A 21,168-nucleotide genomic window follows, 5' to 3' on the forward strand; every position below is an offset into this window, starting at 1 on the left:
GAGGGTCTCGGCGTACCGCCGGTTCGGGACCACGACCACATCTTTCCCGGGCGGGGCCGGGCGAGATCGGCCACGCCACTACGTCGAGGAGTTCGTCGATGTCGGATGTCTGTGACCTCGAGGGCTGCGCAGAGTCGCTCGAGCCCCAACCGGACGGCGCTCCCCCGCGCAAGTACTGCTGCCAGGCTCACCGCACCGCGGCCCGGGCTCGCCGCGCAGCGGCCCGCCGGGAGCAGGAACAGCTGACCGAGTCGGGCCAGCTCGTGCCGTCCCGAGAGCCCGGACCCCCGCCCTTGCCCGTCGAGCCCGAGCCCGAGGAGTTCCGGGTGCCGGAGCAGCGCGACGACGCGGACGGGAGGGAGGTGACCGGGGCGAGCCCGGACGAGGAGCCGGCGTTCCAGCGCATCGGGACCGCGGTCCGTCGCGTGGTCGACGACGAGGCCCCGGAAGACGCCGGCGACGGTTGGGGCCGCGCCGGGGACGAGGACGACTCCTGCTCGGGGTGGGAGTCGAACTCGGCCGAGGAGACGGAGGGGGCGGGCGCTGGGGAGCAGTCCGCCTCCTCCGGGCCGGGCAGTGCGGTGTCGCGGCAGCCGGTGCCACTCAAGGCGCTGCGTAAGCGGCCGACCTGGGCGGCGCCCAAGACCGCCGTGGCCGCGGGGCTCGCAGCCGCGATGGTGTTCGGCGGCGGTACCGCGCTGTTCGGCATCTCCCAGCAGACCTCGCCCGAGGCGCTGACCCCGCCGCCGCTGCCCCCCGGTGGCTCCCAGTGGCTGGACAAGGCCAACCTCGCGTTGGCCTCCACGAACACGCAACTGCACATGATCGACGCCGCCCGGCAGCGGTGGCAGGCCGGCGCCGCGAACCGCGGTGCCACGGCGGAGCCGCCGGATGTCAAGGCCCTGGAGGCACGCAAGGCCTACCTGGAGAGCCAGCGCTCGATCCTGGCCTCGCAGATCGCAGCGTGGCAGAACCTGCAGCAGAACAACGCCGCGCTCGGCACCGCGAACGCCCAGCTGGCGTCGTTGACCCAGGCCGCCGACCAGCCCGGGCAACCCGGCGATGTCCAGCAGCAGATCGCCGCGCAGCGCGCGACGCTGCAGGCGCGCAGCCAGATGCTGGCCGATCAGGCCGGCAAGTGGCAGCAGGACGTCACCCAGGCCAGCAGCGCCCCGATGCCGGACACCTCCGCGCAGGCGACCAGCACCGTCGTCTCCCAGGTCGACGACCTCGGCAAGGGCCCGAAGCCGACGGCGCCGGGCGGGGACCGGGAGAGCGGGTCGATCCTGGCCGGCCGCTCGCCGAACTCGGGGGACAAGGAGCGCGATCTGCCCGGTACGGCGGCGCCGCCGCGACCGGATGACGGGTTCTCTCAGACGGCCGAGAACACCTCGACCAGCCACGGCAGTGTCCTGGCTGCCGCGGGGGCGGCCACGAAGCCGGTCACCGACACCGTGCGGGGCACCGGACTGCTCGGCGGTGCCGGTAGGCGAGCGAGCGACGGCTCCGGTGGGCAGGCCAAGGGCGACGACGGCGACAAGGGCGTGGTCAAGCCGGTGGAGCGGACCGCCGGTCGGGTCGGTGGTGTGCTCGGAGGCGCGGTCGACGGACTGACCGGTGACGACCGGTCCGGGGCGCCTCGCGGAACTCGGAGCGGGCGCGACGGAGTGCAGCAGCCTCAGACCGGCGGCGGGCTGGGAGGGGCGGTCGGCGGGCTGCTCGGCGACCAGCCGGGCTCGAGTCATTCGAGCGGCCGGCAGGGCGCCCAGCGCGGGTCGGCGACGACTCCGGCGGTGTCGTCGGCCGGGATGCGCACGGTCGGCGATCTGGTCGGCAAGGCGATGGACGCCCAGCAGGCCCAGCCGGATGACCACGCGGATCGATCAGCGTCGAAGGACGCTTCGGCGGATGGGCGGCACAGCGCCCTGATGAACGTCGGCGGAACGACCTACCGAGTCGGGTTGCCCGTCAAGTCCGGCAAGAGCTCGCCGCATTCAGACGAGGACCGCAGTGGACCCGACACGAGGTCGGGGAAGTCGTCACGGGCGAACAGCTCCCGGAACCCGACCGAGCGGCATGTCCGGGAGGCGGCGACGAGCTGGGCGAACAAGCTCGTCGGCCAGTACGCGGGCAAATCTGCTGGTTCGAAGCGCTCGGGCTCGAAGGAGTCGGGGGCGAAGGGGCTCGCGGGGCTCATCGCCAAGTACTCGAGCAAGAGCTCGGGAAGCTCCGGGACCAGCATCAAGGACCTCAAGGCCAAGCACTCGAGCTCCAAGGACTCCGACTCGAAGAGCTCCGACACCAAGCACCCCAGCTCGAAGAACTCGGGGTCGAAGAACTCGGGGGCGAAGGGGCTCGCGGGGCTCATCGCCAAGTACTCGAGCAAGAGCTCGGGAAGCTCCGGGACCAGCATCAAGGACCTCAAGGCCAAGCATTCGAGCTCCAAGGGCTCCGACTCGAAGAGCTCGGCCACCAAGCACTCCGGCTCGAAAGATTCCAGCTCCAAGAACTCGGGCTCCAGCTCGAAGAGTTCCGGTGGCGAGAGCTGAAGAGCCGGCCGGCTCAACGCCGACGACCTGTGGGCGCTCGCGGTGCCGGCGCCGCAACGGTCACGGTCTCTCCGGCACGAACTGCTCCCGACCAACCGGGTCGCGGTGACTCGGTTGCAGAGATGTCGATCGGGCCGTCGGCCCGGAACTCGATGGTGTCGGTGAAACGGCGCTGCGGAAGCCGGGCCCCGCCGGGCAGGATCTCCTGCCGTGGGGGCGCGCCGGATCAGGTCACTGTGGTGTGCAGTGACGGCGGTGCTTCTCCTCGCGGCGACGGGTTGCGCGGCGCCGACGCTCGGGAGATGCGCGGCCCCGCCGGCGCCCGACGTCGGCACCACGGCGGGTTGGGTCGGCTACCTCGCCGCGCACCGCGATGACGTCGCGTTCGTCATCGACGACGGGCGGGGCACCCGCCTGGAGCACCGCGCGGACACCGTCGTCCCGATGGCCTCGGCGAGCAAAGCCCTCAACCTGGCCGCGTACGCCCGGGCGGTCGCTCTGGGTGTCGTGCGCCCCGACGAACCGGTCCGGCTCGGCGACTGGGAACGCTGGGAGGTCTACAACCCCACCGAGACCGCCCATGCCAGGGCACTCGACCACCTCGGCATCCCGCGCGCCGGGAACCGCGCCACGGATCCGGATCGCATCGTCACCATCGAGCAGCTCGCCACCGAGATCAGCATCTGGAGCGACGACGCCGGACCGGACTACCTGCGCGCCCGCCTCGGCGACCAGGCCCTGCTCGACACCGCCCACGACGTCGGCTGGGCCGACCCAGAGCTGATCAGCACCACCGGCTTCCTCGTCTCGCTGTTCACCCCCGAACTGGTCCCGCCGGCCACCGACCGGCCCGCGCGCCGCGCCGCCGAGTGGGCCCTCGCCCAGCGCTACGCGACCGACCCGGCCTTCCGAGCCGACGCCGATACCCGCAACGTCGCGCCGGCGGTCGAGGCCCGCTGGGCCGATGGCGGCCCGGGCGGGACCGCTCGGCAGCTCCAGGCGCTCTGGTCGGCGGTCGGTCGTGGCAGCTTCCCCGGCGCCGACCGGGCCCGGGCCCTCGCCGAGCAGGACCCGGACCCCGGACCAGGAATCACCGCCCTCGGAGCCAAGGGCGGCTCGCTCACGGGCGTCCTCACCCGAGGCATCGAGCTGCGCCGCGACGACGGCACCGTCGCCACCGCGGTCCTGCTCGTGCGTCACATGAGCGAACTCGACACCCGACGCGTCGACGAATCCAGCCAGGCGTTCAACGACGTCCTGGTCGCCTCGGTCCAGAGCCCCGAAGTCACCGCGGCACTCCGCTGCCAACTCTGACCTCTCCCGCCCGCAGTACGGCGATCGCCGGATCGACGCGAGCACGAGTCCCCCGAAGGATCGTTGATCGGTCGGGGTCACGCTGACACGAGCGTCGCCGAGCGCGCTCGTGAGTTCACCGAGCGCGGAATGCTCGGCTGGTACGCTCCTAGGACTCTGCGTTCCGTCGGCAGGACTGGAGCCCCCGATGTCAACGACCGTCGAGATCGACCGGCGCTTCGGGAATCCGGAGGCCGAGGCGACGCCCTGGGCCACGGCGGAGTCCGCGCTGCGTGACAGCGAGCTGTACTGGCTCACCACGGTCCGCGCCGACGGGCGCCCGCACGTGACGCCGCTGGTCGGGGTGTGGGTCGACGACGGCTTCGCGTTCACCACCGGCCCGGACGAACAGAAGACGCGGAACCTGGAGCATGGCCCGCAGGTGGCCGTGACTACTGGCGTCAACACCTGGGCCCAGGGGCTCGACGTCGTCGTCGAAGGCGTCGCCACCCGGGTCGACGAGGTGGCGACGCTCCGGCGCATCGCCGAGGCCTACGACGCCAAGTACGCCGGCGATTGGCACTGGGAGATCGACGACGGCGGGTTCGTGGCAGGCGACATGCGACCGCAGGTCTTCCACGTCGCGCCGAGCAAGATCCTCGCCTTCGGCAAGGCTCCGCACAGTCAGACGCGGTACCGCTTCCGCTAGTCGCGGCGAGCCGGTCGTCGGACTCAGGACCGCTCGTCCTGGAGGATCCGGTGCAGGCCGGACCTCCCGAAGTCGAGCAGGTGCAGCCCGACACCGATCTCCCGCGCGTGCCGCCGCAGCGCGTGGAGCGCCTCGGGCAGGCCGGGCGCGAAGGACGTGACCTCGGTGAGGATCACGACGACGATCTGCGGTTGCTCGGTCCGGCTGTTGTCGATCTCGGTGCGCACCCAGTGATGGAGCACGGTCGCGTCGTGGGCGCCCACGTCCCCGGCGATCGCCACGACCACGCTGGCGGCATCGCTCGCCACGCGACGGGTGATCAGCGCGGACGGGCTCGGGAGCGTCTCGACGAAGGGGGCGGTCGGGCGCGTCGTGTCACGCCGCGAGGGTGCTGGCGCATCGTTCACGCAGCTGAGGGTTCTCCCGGGAGCCGACGGGGTCCACTGCGTGCAGGACACGATCCGAGGTGCTCCCGGTGAACACCGCGTCGTCGCGCCACGGCCGGACCCGTCGACGACCGGGCGTTGCCACGCTGCGGCATCGCTACGCTACGTCCGGTGCTCGGTTCACTGGTGGATCGCCCATCCCGACACCCCCCCGGGAGCAGGTGATCGCGTTCTACCGCGACTTCATCACCGGCGGTCTCGCATCACGGCTTTCGCCTCCCCGGTGAACCTGCCGTACGGGTCGGTCACGTCAGGGCCGTCGTCCGGAAGTCGGCGAGGTCGGGGCGCCGCATGTCGGCCTCGAGGTCGTCGAGCAGGATCGGGTTGACCAGCGGCAGGCCCTTGTCGTCGAGGTACCAGCTGGTGCAGCCACCGGTGCCCCACACCGTCTTCGACGCGCGCTCGCGGATCTCGGCGAGCAGCTCGGCGCTGCGCTCGGGGTCGGGCGCGAGGGCGACCCGATCGGCGACGACCTTGTCGATCAGCTGCATCACGTACCCGACGTGGATCTCGATGATCGAGAGCACCGAGGCGCTGCCACCGGGCGAGAACGGCCCGTTGATCATGAAGAAGTTGGGCATGTGCGGCAGTGCGACCGACTTGTAGTTCATCGGGACGTCGGTCCAGATGTCGTCGAGGGAGACGCCGTCCTCGCCGGTGACGGTCATCGGCCGCAGGTAGGCGTCGGCGTGGAAGCCGGTCGCGAGCACCAGCGTGTCGAGCTCGTGCAGCACGCCGTCGGTGGTGCGCACGCCGCCCGTCTCGACCCGCTCGATGCCATCGGTGACGACATCGACGTTGTCGCGCTGGACGGCGTCGTAGAACTCCCCGGAGATCACGAGCCGCTTGCACCCGACCTCGTAGTCCGGGGTGAGCTTCGCGCGCAGCTCGGGGTCGCGCACCGTGTTCAGGTGGTCGACGACGGTCTGTCGGCGCTCCTCGGCGGCGCGGGGATCACCGGTGGCCGCGCGCCCGATCTCGTCCACCCAGCGCTTGATCCCGGCGCGGTAGCGGCGGGCGTAGCCCGGGAGCAACCGCATCAGCGCGCGGCGCCACCACGGGATCGTGAGGTTGTCCATCGGGAAGATCCACTGAGCGGTGCGCTGGAACAGATCGAGATGCGCGACGCGCGACGAGGTCGCCACGGTCATCTGGGTCGCCGACGAGCCGGTGCCGACGATCCCGAGACGGGCGCCGTCGATCTCGGCGGCGGGGTCCCAGCGCGCCGAGTGGAACAACCGGCCCCGGAAGTCCGCCAGACCGGGGATGTCCGGCCACGACGGCTGCTGGAGCCGACCGACGCCGGAGACGACGACGTCGGCGACGAAGGTCTCGCCGTCGGTCGTCGTGACCGTCCACCGCGTGCCGTCCCACGTCGCGTCGGCGACCTCGGTCCGGTAGCGGATGTGCCCGGTGATGTCGTGGCGCTCGGCGATCTCGCGGAAGTAGTTCCAGAGCTCCGGCCCGCTCGCGAACCGGGTCCTCGGGTGCACGTTCGGGGCGAACGAGAAGCTGTAGAGATGGGCCGGCACGTCGCACGCCACCCCGGGGTAGACGTTGTCGCGCCACGTCCCGCCGAGGGTGTCGCCCTTCTCCAAAATCGTGAAGTCGGTCAGCCCGCGGTTCCGCAGCTCGATCCCGGTCAGGATCCCCGCGATCCCGGAACCGATGACCAGCACCCGAGTCGGCGCGTCCGTGCGCACGTGCACCATCTCCTTACATGAATCTCGGTTCACCTTAACATGATGGTGAGCCGTGGTTCATGTTGTCGAGGTCACGTACGGGATGACCGCCGGTGCCGTCGGCCGACACGTCCCGACGGCGTCCGGGTCAGCGGTTCGCGGGCCGCGTGCCGTCCGAGTCCGGGAGACGCCAGAAGTCGCCGAGGAACCGGAGGACGCTGCTGAGCGCGGTGGACGGCGTCGGCTCCCGCGACGGTTCGGGGCCGCTGCGGAGCTGCTTCGTCGAGCGGTGCCGACCGTGACGGAGGCTCCGCGGACCACCGACCGGGGCGTGATCGCCCGGCTGCTCCACGGTGTCGTCGGACAGCGCCGGCGCCGGCTCCTCGATCGGGGCCGGCTCGACGACGTACTCGTCGGGCCACTCGATCCACACCGGCTCCATGAGCCGGATCGATACCCACTGGTTGTCCTGGGTCAGGGTCGCGACCTCGACGGCCGGCACCCGGAAGGCCGCCGCGAATCGTTCGGTCTGCTTCGCGAAGTCGCCCGGTAACTGGCCCGGTCGGAGCTTCACCGAGAACCGCGCCGGGACGGAGTCGAGGGTGATCGCGCCGACCAGCGGGGTCTGGAGGATCGGACCGGGCGGAGGGATCACCTGCGAGAGGTGGGTGACCAGACAGACGTTGGTCCAGACGTTCCTGATCTCGCGTTCGGTGGCTGCCACTTCCCGGCGGTGCCATTCACGATCGGCCCGACTCGCCCCGGGCGGCAGTGGAGGAATGACCCACATGATCCTGACCCCCTGACTCCTCACGCATCCCGACATCCGGGCTGCCGAAAGGCGGAGAACCCGTCGTTCTCCGACGGATCTCCTCATGGACGAAAGTAGCCCGCGAAATTGCTGCGGTATGTAGTCACATCGGCTCGTCCGCCGTCACGAACGGCCTATCGAGGCCGTGCCGGGCGATTCGGGTCGCCGTGAGCGGCCCCGGTCAGCCGCGGCACGGTGCGCCCCAGATCCCGGCCCGGGCGCGCTGGGCGTCGCGTTGTTCACGGACGAAGACCGGGTCGTACCAGAGCGGCCGGGCGGTCGATCGGGCCGCGTAGCCCCCCAGCAGCGCGGCGTCGGTGTAGGAGAGCTCCGAGGGCAGCACGACGTAGGCCAGCCGGCGGCCCTGGTCGTCGACCGGCGGGATCGTGGGGTCGGGCACCAGGGTGACCGTCTGCCCGTCGAGGGTGTCCTCGGCGAAGTCCAGGGCCGCGTCCCGCCCACAGCCGGTGGGTGCTTCGAGCCCCAGTACGGACACCGTGGCGTCCTGCCCGGCGATCGAGACGGTGACGGTCTGCGCGTCCTGGACCGCGACGACCCGGCCGATGACCGTGAGGCCGACGGGCGGCGGCGCCGGTGTCACCGCCGGCGGAGGGGCGCTCCGCAGGAGGGGACCCGGGCCGAGGGTGACCACGCCGGCCATGGCGGCGGCGCCGAGCAGCGCACCCGCGGCGACCAGGGTCCCCCCGACAAGCGCCGGCGCCCGGTGCACCCGACGGCGGAGCCGGAACGGCCCCCATCGGCGTCGGGCGGCGCGGACCGCCTGGCGGGCGAAGGTCGCGGCGATCAGGCCGATGCCGGCCGGCGGGAGCAGGAGCAGCAGCACCTGCACCACCCCGAGACAACCGGTGGTGACCTGTCCCGCCTCGAAGGCGGCCACGGTGGCGGCGACCATCTGCCGCAGCGCGCTGACCAGCGCCGGCACCAGCGCCGGCAGCATGATCAGGAAGACGGTCAGCCAGGCCAGCAGGGTGGGCACGACGAGCAGCACCCACACGGTGATGACGCGCCGGGTCCAGGGCTTGAGCTCGAGAACCTCGCGGGGGGTCGGCCGACCCGGCCACAGGCCGGCGATCACGGGGCCCAGGCGGCTGAACAGGTCGGGGACGCCAACGAGGTCGGCGAGGATGTAGTAGCCGTCGAGGCGGATCGAGGGCAGGAACTGCCAGAGGGTCTCGAAGTGCCAGAGCGCGAGGGCGACCAGGATCCAGCCCGACCCGGTGCCCAGGTACGCGCCGGCCATCGCGGCCATCACGACCGCGTTGAAGTACACGCCCCCCAGGTCGGTGCGGAGTCGTCCGCCGCGCCCGAGCCGGTAGGCGTCGGTCACCGTCGAGTACAGCGCCGGCCAGACCACGTAGATCCCGAAGCCCATGACCCCGGGCTCGGCGCCGCCGTAGCGGCACGCCGTGACGTGCCCCCACTCGTGGATCATCCCCGCGACCAGGATCACCCCGAGGACGAGCAGCGTGAGCCCGGGGCGGGACACGAGCGCCTCGGCCGCGGGGAACATCTGCCCCAGCCCCCCGCGGGCGATCACCACCCCGTCCAGGGCGAGGAAGCTCGTGAGCATCACCGCCACGACGGGCGGCCAGTACATCGGGCGCAGCAGACCCGCCACAGCGTTGACCACCCGCGGCGGGATCACCGGCAGCCGGTACCTCAGCATCAGCAGGGGATCCGGCCGGGTCGGGCTCTCCGGGGCCGCGCCGCGCGGGGCGTCGGTGACGGCAGGGGCGACGATGCCGGGCGGGCGGAGCTTCTCCTCGAGCAGGAAGGACACCTGCTCGGGGGTCAGCTCGCGGTCGAGCTCCCGGCCCACCGCCGCGGCGAGGGCGTCGTGGTCGCGGCGACCGTCCAGATGGGCGGCGAGCACGTAGAGCAGCTGCGACAGCTGGGCGACCTGCCCGTCGGCGCGCCGCACGATGTACTTCGGTTCGCGGAAGCCCGAGCCCTGGTACTCCCCGATCAGCTCGGTGCCCTCGGCCAGCCGTGGGATCACGGCCGTGACCGACTCCCCGATATCCGCCGCCTCGTCCGAACCCCTCGCGATCGGCCCCGTCGCGGTGTCTGTCGCAAGGTGGGTGGACACGACGGCCTCCCGGTGGCGGTCGGACTTCTACGGAACGGACGCGGGAGGGGCGCCGAATGGGGTGGCGCCCCTCCCGCCGCCCGGGCCCTGAGGCCGGACAGAAGGCGTTGACCGAACAGACCTGGCCGAGTCAGCGCCCGGAGATCACCAGCCCTTGTGGACGTTGACCTGGCTGGCGTGGCCGCCGTTGCCGCCGTTGCCGCCGTTGCCGCCGTTGCCGGCGTTGTTGGTCTGGTGGCCGCCCACGTTGATGTTGAGCAGGTTCACGCCGATCCCGCCGTTGCCGCCCTTGCCGCCGGCGCCGCCGGCGCCGCCGGTGATGGCGGTCATCAGCGTGCGTGCGGGCAGCAGCTCGACCCGTGCGTCGTCGAGCTCGGCTGCGCTGAGTGCCTGAGACATCCGGTCCTCCTTGACATCGGCCCCCCAGGGCCGGGGATGGAGAACAGACCGGCATTCCGCCCATTCGCGCGGATCTCCGGCCTCTCCCCGTGGTCCGCCGGATCGGCTCTCGACCGTCCGGCGAGACCATCGTGGAAAGGGCTGCCGAGATCGGAATCAGTAGTTCCTACTCAATTCCCGCGCGAAGCGGACCTACCCGACCGGCGAGACGGACCGCCACTACTCACCCGGTCCCCCCGGTACCCAATGGGTCCGCCCCGGACGATCGCGCCGATCGGCTCCGGGATGCGAGGGCGTCCGCGAGGTCGGCGCGACGGTGGATCGCGAGCTTGGTGAACACCTTGACCAGCTGGTTCTCCACGGTGCGCACCGAGCGGTGCTGGCCGTCGGCGATCGCCCGGTTGCTCAGCCCGCGGGCCGCCAGGACCGCGACCTCGTACTCGCGCCGGGTCAGTGCCTCGGGGCCCACGGGCTGCGGTTCGGAACCGGGTGGGTCCGGTTCCCGGGCCGGGCCCGACCGTGCGGCGGAAGGCCCGCCCGTGCCGGCCCGAGCACGCGCGGCGTGGTCCCGTGCGACACCGGCGAGGCGGCCGCAGCCCAGCCGCGCGAAGGCCGCGGCGACCTCGTCGAGGGCGTCGACGTCGTCGTCGAGCAGGCCGCGGGCGTGGTCGAGGTACAGCCCGCCGACCGGGCCGTCCAGGTCCGCGGCCAGTTCGGCCAGACGATCGAGCGCCGTGTCGTCGGCGCCGAGACAGACCGCGGCGTGCAGCGCGCGGGCCTCCGAGCCCACCAGGCCCATCCCCGCGGCGCTCGACGCGGCCTGCCACGCCAGGTGGACGGCGTCGGGGTGGTCGGCGGCACGGGCGCGCCAGGCGCGGGCCAGGAGCGCCTCGGGTTCGGACACCGTGTTCAGGGGGGCCGGCGCGGGCGGGTCGCCGGGGACGGTGGCGCCGGTCTGGCCCAACCACGCGGCCGACAGCGGAAGGCACCCGATCGGATCGCGGTCCCCGAGCTCGAGACAGGCCTCGGTCAGCCGGTGCACCGCCTCCTGGGCACGACCGGCCGCCGACGCGAGCGCCCCGCGGTGCATGACCGCCACGCCGTCCGCGCCCGACGCGGCACCGGCGAGCTGACGTTCGTGCCACTGTTCCGCGAGGTGCTCCGCGTCCGACACGCGCCCGGCCGTCCAGAGCGCGAGCAGCCGAGCGTGCATCAGCAGGATCCGGCGGAGGGCGGACTCCGGTTCGGACGGCTGCTCCTCCAGGGTCGCGGACGCCCGCTCGGCCGCGCGGCCCGCTTCGCCGCTCCGACCGGTCAGCGCCAGCCCCAGCGCCTCGGCCACTGCCGCCCACGCCGCGGCATCGGGTCCTGCGTCCGGCGCGGCGATGACGTCGGCGGCGTCGCGGAGGGCCTGACGGGGGCGGCCGCGGAGGGCGGCGAACACGGCCCGGAGGGCACGCGGTGCCCAGCGCGGGACGCCGGCGGGTCCGTGTGCGCCGACCAGCGTCGCCTCGGCGGCTCCCGGGCGGTGATCGAGGAAGAAGAGGGTGAGCGCGCGCGAACCGGCGAGCCGGGCGCGCTCGACACCCGTTCCGAGCAGGGCGGACGCGCGGTCGGCGTGCTCGGCGGACTCCCCGCGACGACCCTGCCAGCGCAGTGCCTCGAGCAGCGCCAGGTGGGCGTCCAGCCCGGCCCCCACGTCGATGGCCTCGTGGGCCAGCCGCTCGGCCAGATCGTGGTCGAACGCGGCGTTGGCCTCGCGCGCGGCGACGGTGAGCAGCGCCGGGTCCCGTCCCGGGTGGTCACTGTCGAGCAGCAGGGACCCGATCCGGAGTCGGTCGCCGGTCCGACGAGGCCGGTCGCCGGCGGTCCGGGCCCGCGGGGCGTGCGTCGTGGCGTCGCGGACCTCGAGCAGACGTCGGCGTAACCGTCGGCCTCCGACCTGCGGCATCCCGGCTGCCACGACGTCGGCGTAGAGCGGATGCATCAGCCGCGCACGGCTCCGTCGACCGTCGCTGTCCACGGTGACCAGTCGCCGCCGTTCCAGCTCCGCCACCGCCTCCACGCCGACGAGCTTCACCAGCTCGGCCGCGGACAGCGGTCCGTCGAGAGCGAGTAGTTCCAGGGCCGTCCGCTCCGTCGGGTCCAGCGGTCCCCATCGGGCGCGCACCGTCTCGGCCAGCCGGGGCGGCACCTCCGGACGGCGGGTGCAGAGCCACACCCCGTCGGGTGCGGCGATCCCGCCGTCCGAGAGCGCCGCGGCGATCACCTCCCGCAGGTACATCGGGTTGCCGCGGCAGAGCTGCCAGAGGTGACGGCTGGTCCGGCTGCCGACGATCGGGCCCAGCACCGCACCGATCAGCTCGTCGGTCCGGCCCCGGGACAGCGGAGCCAGCTCCAGCCGGGTCCCCAGCCCGTCCTTCCACAGTCCCGACAGGGTCTCGGGGACCGGGCCGTCGCACGGCACCGTCAGGAGCAGGGACGCGGCCGCACCCAGGGCGAGGTTGTGCACCAGGGTCAGGGAGAGTTCGTCGAGCAGGTGCGCATCGTCGATCCCGATCACCACCGGCCCGCTCCCCCGGCCGACGCCGAGCAGCGTCGCCGCCTCGCGCACCAGGCTCAGGGGACGCATGGTGGGGTCGAGAGCGGGCAGCAGGTGGGCGAACGCCCCGAGCGGTACGTCACCCGCGGCGCCGGTGCCGACGGTCCACGTCGTCGGGCGTCCGTCCCGGCGGGCGGCCTCGAGCGCCTCGGACAACAGCCGCGACCGGCCCAGTCCCGCGGACCCGGCGACGATCACCGTGCCCGGACGCCCGCTCCGCCACGCCTGGGTCAGGGCCGACAACTCGTCCTGTCGCCCGATCAGCGGCCAGTGAATGCCGCTCATCATTCCGGCCCACCCCTGACTCCGCACCCGCCCCCGAATGGTCTACCGTGATTGCTCACTGTGAACTCCCCCCGATTCACTGAAATGTTCGGCGCCCCACGACCCCCCAGTCCGCGGACGCCTTGTCGGCCTCACTCCCGACCTCGATTCGAACCGTCGCACGATCGCGGTTCGGCACTGTGGGAGATTCTCAGATAATCGCGCTGCGGCATACCCGTCCGGTCCGAATGCTGACGATTACCGGTACCGGACGGCGACTTTGCGGACCGCAAAGACCGATCGCGTCGTCCGGTGCCCGACAACGGCGTCATGCACGGGGCCGCTCTTCCGCGAGTAACTGTGGACCGAGGGGTCGGAATGGACCGTCCGAATGGGGACGACCTTCGACCCGAACGCGATATCCTCTGAACGCACTGGTGGACCGACTGTGCCGGCCGAGCGCGGAGGGACGGCGCCCCGGCCCGGCCACCCCGGTCGCCGCCATTCGCACGACCTCGGGATCCGGTTCGGCCGTGCCGATCATCCGTCCTCGGTCGAATGCGTCGGGAGGCTCGTGTGATTCCCGTGAAGAAAACCCGGCGAAAATTCCTCTGAACGATTCTCCGGTCTCGTGCGGATGTGCAGCACACCCGGCGGCGAGGCCGGGGCGACCAGGGGAGTCACGAGATGAAGTTCCGCAGCATGGCCGTAGCGGGGGTGGCCGCCCTCGCGCTCACCGGGATCGGTTCCGGTATCGCCGTCGCCCAGGCGGGTCCGCCGCCGGTCGCGACGATCCCGAGCCTGACCGGACAGAGCACCTCGGTGAAGCTCGACTCCGGGTTCACCGGCGCGCTGAAGTCCCTGGACGTGACCCCGGCGCCCACGGGCACCGCGACGGTCACCGACGGGACGGCGAAGTTCCCGATCACCGGCGGCAACGTCACCGTCTACAAGCCGGGCGAGGTCACCCCCTACGTCCAGGGGATGATCATGCACGACGGGTCCGGCCTGAGCCTGACCAAGGGCAGCACCAAGGTCACCCTCGAGAACTTCGTGATCGACCCGGGCCAGCCCGCCACGCTCAAGGGCAAGGTCTCCGCCAACGGCACCACCGTGGCCGACTCCGTCACGCTGTTCGACCTCGACGGGTCCACGCTGAAGCCGATCACGACCGACGCCGCCGCGGGCACCGCGACGCTGACCGGCACCACCGTGCGCCTGTCCGCCGACGCCGCTTCAGCCCTGAACAAGGCGTTCTCCACCGACGCGATCAAGGGCGGCACCACGGTCGGCATCGCGACGATCGTCGTGAACCTGCCCGGCAAGGGCGGCAGCGCCGCCGCCATGCCGGGCGCGATGCCCACCGGCGGCGCCCAGACCGGCGGCGGCAGCACCGCCACCGGCGGGGTCGACCCGACGCTGCTCGCCGGCGGCGTGCTGGTCCTGGCGGTGGCGGGCGGCGCGCTCGTCGTCGTCCGGCGCCGCTCCGCCGAGCGGAGCTGAGTCCGCACGGCACGGACGGCCCGGGGACCGGGTCCGCGGACCCGGTCCCCGGCTTCCGTCGCGACGACCGCAGGAGAGGAACCCGCCATGTCACCGACCCGACGTCGAGGATGGTTCGTGGCCGTCGCCGGGCTCGCCGTCGTCGGGGTGGTCCTGGTAGTGCTGGGGCTGACGACGGGGCCGCGGGCCGCGGCTCCGGTCGCCGCGGTCGCCGACCGGGCACCGGTCACGTCGACCCCGACGCCCACGACGACGGCCGCGGCCGACCTGCCGGCGTCGCCGCCGACGCGGATCGCGATCCCCGCGATCGGGGTGGACTCGGCGGTGAACCCCGTGGGCCTCAACCCCGACGGCACCGTCGGGGTCCCCGCGCCGGGTCCCCACTACGACGAGGCCGCCTGGTACACCGGCTCGGCCACTCCAGGGCGCCCGGGACCGGCGGTCGTGCTCGGCCACATCGACTCCGCCGCCAACGGTCCGTCGGTGTTCTACCGGCTTTCCGCCCTACGACCGCTCGACGAGTTCACGATCACCCGCGCCGACGGGCGCACCGTCGTCTACCGGGTGAACTCGGTCCAGAGCTACCCGAAGGACGCGTTCCCGACGACGGCGGTGTACGGCCCGACGACGCGTCCCGAGGTCCGGCTCATCACCTGCGGCGGCCCGTTCGACTCGCAGGCCCGCTCCTACCTCGACAACACCGTCGTCTACGCCAACCAGATCGATCCCTGATCTTCGCTATGACGGCGGACGGTGCGGGTACCGGCACCGGGAGACACGTCGACGGGAGGGCGCTGGACGGTGACGGGATCCCGATCTCGGGCGGCTGGGCGACGTAGCGGGGTCAGTCGGCCAGGAGGTCCCGGAGCTCGGTGATCGCCTGGGCGTTGGTGCGGTACCCGACGGCGAGCATGCCCGCCGAGCGTGCGCCGTCGAGATTGGCGTCGACGTCGTCGAGGAGCACGGCCTGGTCGGGGCGGACGCCGAGCTGCCGGCAGACCGTCGCGTAGGCCCGCGGGTCGGGCTTGGCCACGCCGGCCTCGTGGGAGTAGACGAGGACGTCGACCAGGTCGCCGAAGCCGTAGGCCTGCTGCTCGCGCTCGCGCGCCCCGACGAAGCTGTTGCTCAGGATGCCGGTCCGGTGGCGCGGCCGGAGCTCGCGCGCCCACTCGATCAGCTCGGTGTTCGCGACCCCGAGGTACCGCTCCCACATGATCGCCATCAGCCGGTCGGCCTCGGTGGTGGTGACCTCGAGCTGCTCGCAGATCGCGTCGAGCACCCCGATCTCGGTGACGTGGCCGAGACAGCCGGCGGCGAAGACATCACCGAGGCGGTCGTGCACGGCGCCGGTGGGGAGACCGAGCTCCGCCTCCCAGCGGGCGCCGACGTCCATCGGCGGCGTGATCTCCAGGACCCCGCCGATGTCGAACACCACCGCCCGGATCTCCATGCGCGGCCACGGTAGGGGTCGGATCTCCCGACTGCCATCGGTCGAGGTCGCAGATCCGATGCCTCGCCGAGATCCTCCGCGTCTGCGACCCTGGCCTCTCGTGGACGCCTCGGGGCACGACGTCGGGCGGCACTGGGAGAGCCACGCATGACCACGATCGACTTCTTCATCGACCCCGTCTGCCCGTTCGCCTGGGTGACCTCGCAATGGGTTCGCGAGGTGGCCCGGCAGCGCCCCGTCGACCTGCGCTTCCACTCCATGGCGCTGGCCATCCTCAACCGGGACCCGTCCGATCCCTGGGAGACCGCGCGGGGCACCGAGAGCGCCTGGCGCCAGGTCCGGGTCGCCGAGGCCCTGGCCGCCGCCCGCGGCCGGGACACCCTCGACGGCTACTTCCGCGAGTTCGGGTACCGCTATCACGTGCTCCACCAGCGCGGCCGCGACGAGGTCCTGCGCGACACGCTCGACGTCCTCGACGCCGGGGAGTTCTACCCCGCCGCCGACGACCAGGCCTTCGACGAGGCGGTGTACGCGAGCCATCGGCGCGCCATGGACGTCGTCGCCCTCGACGACGTCGGCACCCCGATCACGCACATCGACGGCGTCGGCACCTTCGGCCCGATCCTCACCGAGGTACCCCGGGGGCCGGAAGCGCTCGAGATCTTCGACGCCGTGGCTACGCTGCTTCGCCGGCCGGTGTTCGCGGAGCTCAAGCGCGGGCGGCGCAGCGACCCCGTCCCCGACTGAACCACGGGACTGCTCGACCAGGAGGCGGCCGATGTCCGACGACCAGCTCGACGACCCGTCGTTGGCCGAGGTCCTCGTGCACGGACCCCGCCCGGTGTGGGTCACGTTGCGCGAGTACGACCCGTCGTGGCCGCTGCGCTTCGAGGCCCGCGCCGAGCAGCTACGCGAGGTGCTCGGGGAACGCGCGACGCTCGTCGAGCACATCGGGTCGACGGCGGTGCCCGGGCTGGCGGCGAAGCCGACCGTGGACATCGTCGTCGGGATCGAGGACCCCGACGACGAGGCGGCCTACCTGCCGGATCTCGAGGCGGCCGGTTACGACCTGCGGGTGCGCGAGCCGCAGCACCGCTGCCTCCGGACCGGCGAGCCCGACGAGCCGGTCAACCTGCACTGCTACCCGCCCGGACATCCCGAGGTCCGCAAGTACCTGCTCTTCCGCGACCGGCTGCGATCCGACCCGGCCGACCGGCAGTTGTACGAGTCCGCGAAGCGCGTCCTGGCCGACCGCGAGTGGGCGGACATGAACTACTACGCCGAGGCGAAGCAACCCGTCATCGACGCGATCCTCGCGCGTGCCGGATGGCCCCGTGACCAGCGGTGGCTCACGGCCGAGGGTGGGAGCGTCGGGTGAGGACCCGGACGCCGTAGGTGCCGGCCGCGTCGAAACTCGCCGCGTGCCAGCAGAACAGGCGCACGTACTCCAGTCCCTCCGGAGGCGGGCTGCTCGCGGCGATCTCCGCTGACCGCGGAGCGCGGATCTCGGCGGTGATCGCGGTGTCGGTCGCCCACATGTCCAGTTCGCAGGGTTCCGGCGCACCCGGCCGGTCGGGCAGGCGGTTCGCGACGATCAGCGCCGCTTCGTGGACCGCGACGACGTGCGCGTCGACGGCCGCGTCGTCCAGTCCGGCCGCCGAGACGACCGCTCTCACGTGGCCCCGGATGTGGTGCAGGTCGGCCGGTCCGCGGAAGGTTAGACCGAGGATGGGCGTCCCGCTGCCCGCCTGGACGACGGCGTCGGCCGGGCGGTAGGCGGCGTTGTCGCGGACGATCCCGTCGACGAGCAGCCGGGGATGGACGCCGTGGGCCGTCGCCAGCCGGGTGGAGGCCGCCGTCGTCGAACACGCGCAGATCAGGGTCACCGGGAGGTGGGCCAGTTGCCGGTTGATGTCGTCCTCGCCGCGGCGCAGCCGGCCGTCGGGGATCCCGAAAACCGAGTACTGGGCCAGCACCAGTCCGCGTGGTGCCCGGGCGACGTCACGGAGATGGTCGAAGAAGAGCGAGTTCGAGTCCTCCAGCTCGGCGGGAGGAGTGAACGTGATCGCCGACCCCGGCCCGAGGGCGTCCTGCAACGTCTCGGCTTCCCCCGGGTCGACGACCGCGGAGACCTGCCCCCCGGCGCCGAGAACCGCCCGGACCTGGGAGAGGACGCCGCGGGCGAACCCGGTCGTCGAGTCGTACACGTAACCGACGTGCTCCAGGCTCGACGAGCCCGCCCACGACGTGGTCGTCATCGCGGGACGGACGTCTCGGCGGTGAACGACAGACTCGGTGGCCGCCCGACGGCGGTGACGACGTTGCGCACCGAGTCGCGCGCCCCGTGGACGACGATGCGTTGGCGGCGGGCGGCGGCGTAACCGGCCAGCATCAGACTCTGCGCGCTGCCGACGTCCAGGAACTCGATCCCGGAGGCGTCGATGCGCAACGTCGGGTCGTCCTCGCTGTGCAGGCACTGACGCAGCGCGCCGTCGAGTGCGGCGCTGAAGCGCCCGACGACGGTGACGTCGAGCTCGCCGCGCACGTGCCACCGACCGTCCGACCAGGCCGCGCTCCACTGGTGGTCCACGATGTCGCCGCTGTGCAGACCGGCGATCTCCCAGGCTGCGGGCGAGCTCTCGTGCGCGAGGGTCAGCTGGCAGAGCGTGGTCAGCGGCCAGCGGCGGGCGAGCTCGTCGTACCCGGCTTCCTGTTCGGCGTACTCGGCGATCTCGGCGTCGTCGGCGAGGGGCCGGCTCGCGCTCTCCTGCGACATCGCGAGCCGGGGCCAGCCCTCGTCGAGACCGCGGGCGACCTCGGCGGCCTGCAGTTCGCGGAGGCCTCGCGTGGTTCCGCCGGCCAGGTCGATGACCTCGGCGAAGTCCCGGATCTCGAGCTGACCGGTGCGGAACGCCCACCGGGCGCACGAGCTCCCGGCCGGACCGACCAGCCACCGCGGATCGTCACCGCCCCAGTCGCAGGGACGCGACTTGTAGAAGACCTTCGCGCCGGCGGCGAGCTGCTCGTCGACCCATGCGGCGGCGCCGACGCGCTGGTCCGGTGTGGTCTCCGAGACCAGCAGGCTGTGAACTTCTGGGCGCTCGACGAGTCGACCGTTCCCGGTGCTGATCGACATCCTCGCCCCCGACCGGTGAGAAAACGTGTCGACAATGTCGTGCGCAGGTGACGATACGGGCTGCCGCAGCGCATTCGGTGGCCGCCCACCGCCGGCCGACCCTCCGAGTGGACCCCACGGCTGCGGGAACAACCACCCGAGTCCACTCGACGCGAACGACCCGCGGACAGCCTCACTGCCGACCGCGGTCCCGCGCCTTCCGCAGTTCGAAGCGATCCACGGGCACGGTCCGTCCGTAGGGCCCGACGACCGCCGAGTAGGTCACCGCGATCGTGGTGTCCCCGTCCGGCGACCCGGGATCGACGTCGAAGGTCGCGAAGCCGTAGGAGTGCTCCCGGTCGCGGACCGCCGACCACGGGGCCTGCTCCCCGACGTACACCGGAGTCTTCTTGCCGGTGGCGGGGTCCGCCGGGCCGACCGCCGTGATCACCCGGCAGGCCGGCGGGTCGAAGAACAGCTGGTTCGACGGCGAGGACGTCCCGCCGCCGCCGATGACCATGTGGACGGTGCCCGCCGAGGTGTCGACGACGTCGGTGCGCATCGAGACGGGTCGCGGCGTCAGGGTGTCCGTGCCGAGTGCCCCGCGTACCGGGTGCGAGCGTTCGTAGTGGTGCTCGTGGCCGCACACCACGAGGTCGACGCCGTACCGGTCGAACAGCGGCAGCCAGCTCTGGCGGACCCCGAGGTCGGCCCCGTTGAACCTGTCGACGGTGGAGACGGCGACCTGGTGCATGCAGACGACGATCCAGTCGATCGACGAGTCCGCCGACGAACGGGCGAGCTCGCCCTCGAGCCACCGCGCCTGGGCCCCGCCGGAGTAGCCGTGCACGTAGGAGTTGCCGCCGTCCTGCAGCGCGACGTCGTCGTTGGCGAGGCTCACCACGCGCACCGAGCCCGCCGTGAACGCGTACCAGAGCCCGCGGGTCTCCGGGTCCGCGCCGGAATCGGGCAGGGCGAAGAGTGCCTGGTAGGCGCCGTAGCCGAACGGCCCGTTGCCGCGCTCGTTCTCGTGGTTGCCGGGTGCGGGCATCCACGGACGGTGCCGCGACGAGCGCCCGGTGTCGGCGAGCCAGTCCGACCAGCTGCGCACGCGGTCGACCGCGAGGTTCGCGTAGCACAGGTCGCCGTTGACGAGGTGGAACAGGGGTGCGGCCTGCTCGACGGCGGCGGTCACGTCGCCCGCGGCGGGGGATCCGAGGTTGTCGTTGACCCAGTGACCGTCGGCCGACTGCTTGCCCAGGGTCGGGGTGCCCTGGTCGCCGAAGCTGGTGAACCGCAGCGGAGCCCGACCGCTCGGGGCGGTTCGCAGCGTGCCCAGCTCGGCGGCGGCACCGTCGTGGACCGCGCCGTAGACGTGGTCGGTGTCCGGCGAGAGCGACGTGAGGCGGGCGTGGTGGACCTGCAGTTCGGTGCCGGACTGCGCGTCGCGGTAGGTGGTGGTCTCGGCCGCCGTCGACGACCCGAACCCGGCGGTCGCGTCGCCGAAGATCACGCGGGGGTTCCCGACGGAGGCCGGGGTGACCCAGGAGACCACCGCCTCCCGCGAGGCGTCGGCGCCGAACTGGGTGTGCAGGCCGAGCACCGGCGCAGCACCCGCCGTCGACGTGGAGGGCAGCAACAACGGCGACGCGGTCCCGCACCCGGCCGCGCCGAGCGTGACCGCGCCCGCGCCGAGGCCGGCGCCCCCGGCGAGCAGGGAACGGCGCGACACGGACGGTCCGGCGGAGCGCATGCCGCGGATCCTGCGGGGCCGGGATGAATGCCGGGCGAAGCTCGGATGAGCGATGCCGGGACCCGCGACGCCGCTCGACTCGCACCTGGGTGGTCGCTCACCCCGCCACCCGGCCCACGCCGTGGCTGCCGTTCGACGGTCACGGCGCGTCTGAACAGACGCTGACCTGCGAAAACAGACCTTCACCCGGTGCGTCGAGCCTGCGGTCGGGGTATTCATCCCGCCATGAGCATCGGGCGAGTGGTGGGATGGATCGTCGTCCTGCTGGTGCTCTACGCGATCATCACGCAGCCGACGCAGTCCGCCGCGACGACGAGCAACCTGGCGTCGGGCCTCGCCCACGCGGGGCAGCAGACCATCGTCTTCATCCAGTCGGTGGCGACGTCGTTCACCGGCGGGTCGACGAGCACGTCGTACTCGCAGACGCACGGGGTCCCGTCGGGCGGGGTCAGCACCGGCGACGGCAGCTACCCCTGAGCACT

Annotated in this window: 18 protein-coding genes; 8 read left to right on the top strand and 10 right to left on the bottom strand. The window is 72.5% G+C overall.

The window, feature by feature from the left end:
* Nucleotides 1-98: 98 nt before the first annotated feature.
* From LQ327_RS01350 to LQ327_RS01360, 3 genes are all read left to right on the top strand, one after another.
* Nucleotides 99-2,549 (top strand): hypothetical protein, encoded by a 2,451-nt coding sequence (locus LQ327_RS01350; protein ID WP_230729727.1) that lies wholly within the window; start codon nt 99-101, stop codon nt 2,547-2,549.
* A gap of 246 nt (nt 2,550-2,795) precedes the next feature.
* On the top strand, nt 2,796-3,863 hold the full coding sequence (locus tag LQ327_RS01355; protein ID WP_230729728.1) for a serine hydrolase: 1,068 nt from the start codon (nt 2,796-2,798) through the stop codon (nt 3,861-3,863).
* A gap of 187 nt (nt 3,864-4,050) precedes the next feature.
* Nucleotides 4,051-4,551, top strand: coding sequence for a pyridoxamine 5'-phosphate oxidase family protein (locus LQ327_RS01360; protein ID WP_230729729.1), 501 nt, complete (start codon nt 4,051-4,053; stop codon nt 4,549-4,551).
* A 23-nt stretch (nt 4,552-4,574) separates the two neighbouring features.
* Here LQ327_RS01360 and LQ327_RS01365 read toward each other — a convergent pair whose 3' ends face one another.
* From LQ327_RS01365 to LQ327_RS01390, 6 genes are all read right to left on the bottom strand, one after another.
* On the bottom strand, nt 4,575-4,958 hold the full coding sequence (locus LQ327_RS01365) for a hypothetical protein (RefSeq protein ID WP_230729730.1): 384 nt from the start codon (nt 4,956-4,958) through the stop codon (nt 4,575-4,577).
* Nucleotides 4,959-5,242: 284 nt separating this feature from the next.
* Complete coding sequence (locus tag LQ327_RS01370) at nt 5,243-6,700, bottom strand: flavin-containing monooxygenase (RefSeq protein ID WP_230729731.1); 1,458 nt, start codon at nt 6,698-6,700, stop codon at nt 5,243-5,245.
* Between the two features lie 127 nt (nt 6,701-6,827).
* Nucleotides 6,828-7,403, bottom strand: coding sequence for a hypothetical protein (locus LQ327_RS01375; protein ID WP_230729732.1), 576 nt, complete (start codon nt 7,401-7,403; stop codon nt 6,828-6,830).
* Nucleotides 7,404-7,671: 268 nt separating this feature from the next.
* Nucleotides 7,672-9,510, bottom strand: a complete 1,839-nt coding sequence (locus LQ327_RS01380; protein WP_230729733.1) for a hypothetical protein — start codon at nt 9,508-9,510, stop codon at nt 7,672-7,674.
* Nucleotides 9,511-9,744: 234 nt separating this feature from the next.
* Nucleotides 9,745-9,999: a hypothetical protein gene (locus LQ327_RS01385; protein ID WP_230729734.1), complete on the bottom strand. Its 255-nt coding sequence runs from the start codon at nt 9,997-9,999 to the stop codon at nt 9,745-9,747.
* Between the two features lie 223 nt (nt 10,000-10,222).
* Entirely contained in the window at nt 10,223-12,886 is a 2,664-nt protein-coding gene (locus tag LQ327_RS01390) for an AAA family ATPase (protein ID WP_230729735.1), read from the bottom strand.
* 666 nt (nt 12,887-13,552) lie between these two features.
* Here LQ327_RS01390 and LQ327_RS01395 point away from each other — a divergent pair.
* Both LQ327_RS01395 and LQ327_RS01400 read left to right on the top strand, forming a co-directional pair.
* Nucleotides 13,553-14,368, top strand: coding sequence for a GVDTG sorting domain-containing protein (locus LQ327_RS01395; RefSeq protein WP_230729736.1), 816 nt, complete (start codon nt 13,553-13,555; stop codon nt 14,366-14,368).
* Between the two features lie 117 nt (nt 14,369-14,485).
* Complete coding sequence (locus LQ327_RS01400) at nt 14,486-15,100, top strand: class F sortase (RefSeq protein ID WP_230729737.1); 615 nt, start codon at nt 14,486-14,488, stop codon at nt 15,098-15,100.
* Between the two features lie 112 nt (nt 15,101-15,212).
* On the opposite strand, the gene LQ327_RS01405 is transcribed toward LQ327_RS01400, so the two are convergent.
* Nucleotides 15,213-15,818, bottom strand: a complete 606-nt coding sequence (locus LQ327_RS01405) for an HAD family hydrolase (protein WP_230729738.1) — start codon at nt 15,816-15,818, stop codon at nt 15,213-15,215.
* A gap of 147 nt (nt 15,819-15,965) precedes the next feature.
* Here LQ327_RS01405 and LQ327_RS01410 point away from each other — a divergent pair, with 147 nt between their 5' ends.
* Together LQ327_RS01410 and LQ327_RS01415 are read left to right on the top strand one after the other, a co-directional pair.
* A complete protein-coding gene (locus tag LQ327_RS01410; protein WP_230729739.1) occupies nt 15,966-16,565 on the top strand; it encodes a mycothiol-dependent nitroreductase Rv2466c family protein in 600 nt (199 codons plus the stop codon).
* Nucleotides 16,566-16,596: 31 nt separating this feature from the next.
* Nucleotides 16,597-17,196: a GrpB family protein gene (locus LQ327_RS01415; protein WP_230729740.1), complete on the top strand. Its 600-nt coding sequence runs from the start codon at nt 16,597-16,599 to the stop codon at nt 17,194-17,196.
* Here LQ327_RS01415 and LQ327_RS01420 read toward each other — a convergent pair.
* The 3 genes from LQ327_RS01420 to LQ327_RS01430 all read right to left on the bottom strand — a co-directional run bounded on the left by LQ327_RS01420 (nt 17,168) and on the right by LQ327_RS01430 (nt 20,686).
* The gene (locus LQ327_RS01420) at nt 17,168-18,076 is read right to left on the bottom strand and encodes a hypothetical protein (RefSeq protein ID WP_230729741.1); all 909 of its coding nucleotides are present in this window, start codon (nt 18,074-18,076) and stop codon (nt 17,168-17,170) included. The two genes, LQ327_RS01415 and LQ327_RS01420, sit on opposite strands and share 29 nt — an antisense overlap.
* Nucleotides 18,073-18,954, bottom strand: a complete 882-nt coding sequence (locus LQ327_RS01425; protein WP_230729742.1) for an STAS domain-containing protein — start codon at nt 18,952-18,954, stop codon at nt 18,073-18,075. Before LQ327_RS01425 ends, LQ327_RS01420 begins: the two co-directional genes overlap by 4 nt.
* Before the next feature lie 172 nt (nt 18,955-19,126).
* The gene (locus LQ327_RS01430; RefSeq protein WP_230729743.1) at nt 19,127-20,686 is read right to left on the bottom strand and encodes a purple acid phosphatase family protein; all 1,560 of its coding nucleotides are present in this window, start codon (nt 20,684-20,686) and stop codon (nt 19,127-19,129) included.
* Nucleotides 20,687-20,911: 225 nt separating this feature from the next.
* On the opposite strand from LQ327_RS01430, the gene LQ327_RS01435 reads away from it, so the two are divergent.
* Nucleotides 20,912-21,163, top strand: coding sequence for a hypothetical protein (locus tag LQ327_RS01435; RefSeq protein ID WP_230729744.1), 252 nt, complete (start codon nt 20,912-20,914; stop codon nt 21,161-21,163).
* The last annotated feature ends 5 nt before the right edge of the window (nt 21,164-21,168 follow it).

The organism is Actinomycetospora endophytica (genome assembly GCF_021026375.1).
Classification (GTDB): domain Bacteria; phylum Actinomycetota; class Actinomycetes; order Mycobacteriales; family Pseudonocardiaceae; genus Actinomycetospora; species Actinomycetospora endophytica.

Coding starts and splice junctions, on each gene's coding strand:
- LQ327_RS01350 (WP_230729727.1), top strand. CDS start 99: ATGTCGGATGTCTGTGACCTCGAGGGCTGCGCAGAGTCGCTCGAGCCC.
- LQ327_RS01360 (WP_230729729.1), top strand. CDS start 4,051: ATGTCAACGACCGTCGAGATCGACCGGCGCTTCGGGAATCCGGAGGCC.
- LQ327_RS01385 (WP_230729734.1), bottom strand. CDS start 9,999: ATGTCTCAGGCACTCAGCGCAGCCGAGCTCGACGACGCACGGGTCGAG.
- LQ327_RS01390 (WP_230729735.1), bottom strand. CDS start 12,886: ATGAGCGGCATTCACTGGCCGCTGATCGGGCGACAGGACGAGTTGTCG.
- LQ327_RS01395 (WP_230729736.1), top strand. CDS start 13,553: ATGAAGTTCCGCAGCATGGCCGTAGCGGGGGTGGCCGCCCTCGCGCTC.
- LQ327_RS01405 (WP_230729738.1), bottom strand. CDS start 15,818: ATGGAGATCCGGGCGGTGGTGTTCGACATCGGCGGGGTCCTGGAGATC.
- LQ327_RS01410 (WP_230729739.1), top strand. CDS start 15,966: ATGACCACGATCGACTTCTTCATCGACCCCGTCTGCCCGTTCGCCTGG.
- LQ327_RS01415 (WP_230729740.1), top strand. CDS start 16,597: ATGTCCGACGACCAGCTCGACGACCCGTCGTTGGCCGAGGTCCTCGTG.
- LQ327_RS01420 (WP_230729741.1), bottom strand. CDS start 18,076: ATGACGACCACGTCGTGGGCGGGCTCGTCGAGCCTGGAGCACGTCGGT.
- LQ327_RS01425 (WP_230729742.1), bottom strand. CDS start 18,954: ATGTCGATCAGCACCGGGAACGGTCGACTCGTCGAGCGCCCAGAAGTT.
- LQ327_RS01430 (WP_230729743.1), bottom strand. CDS start 20,686: ATGCGCTCCGCCGGACCGTCCGTGTCGCGCCGTTCCCTGCTCGCCGGG.
- LQ327_RS01435 (WP_230729744.1), top strand. CDS start 20,912: ATGAGCATCGGGCGAGTGGTGGGATGGATCGTCGTCCTGCTGGTGCTC.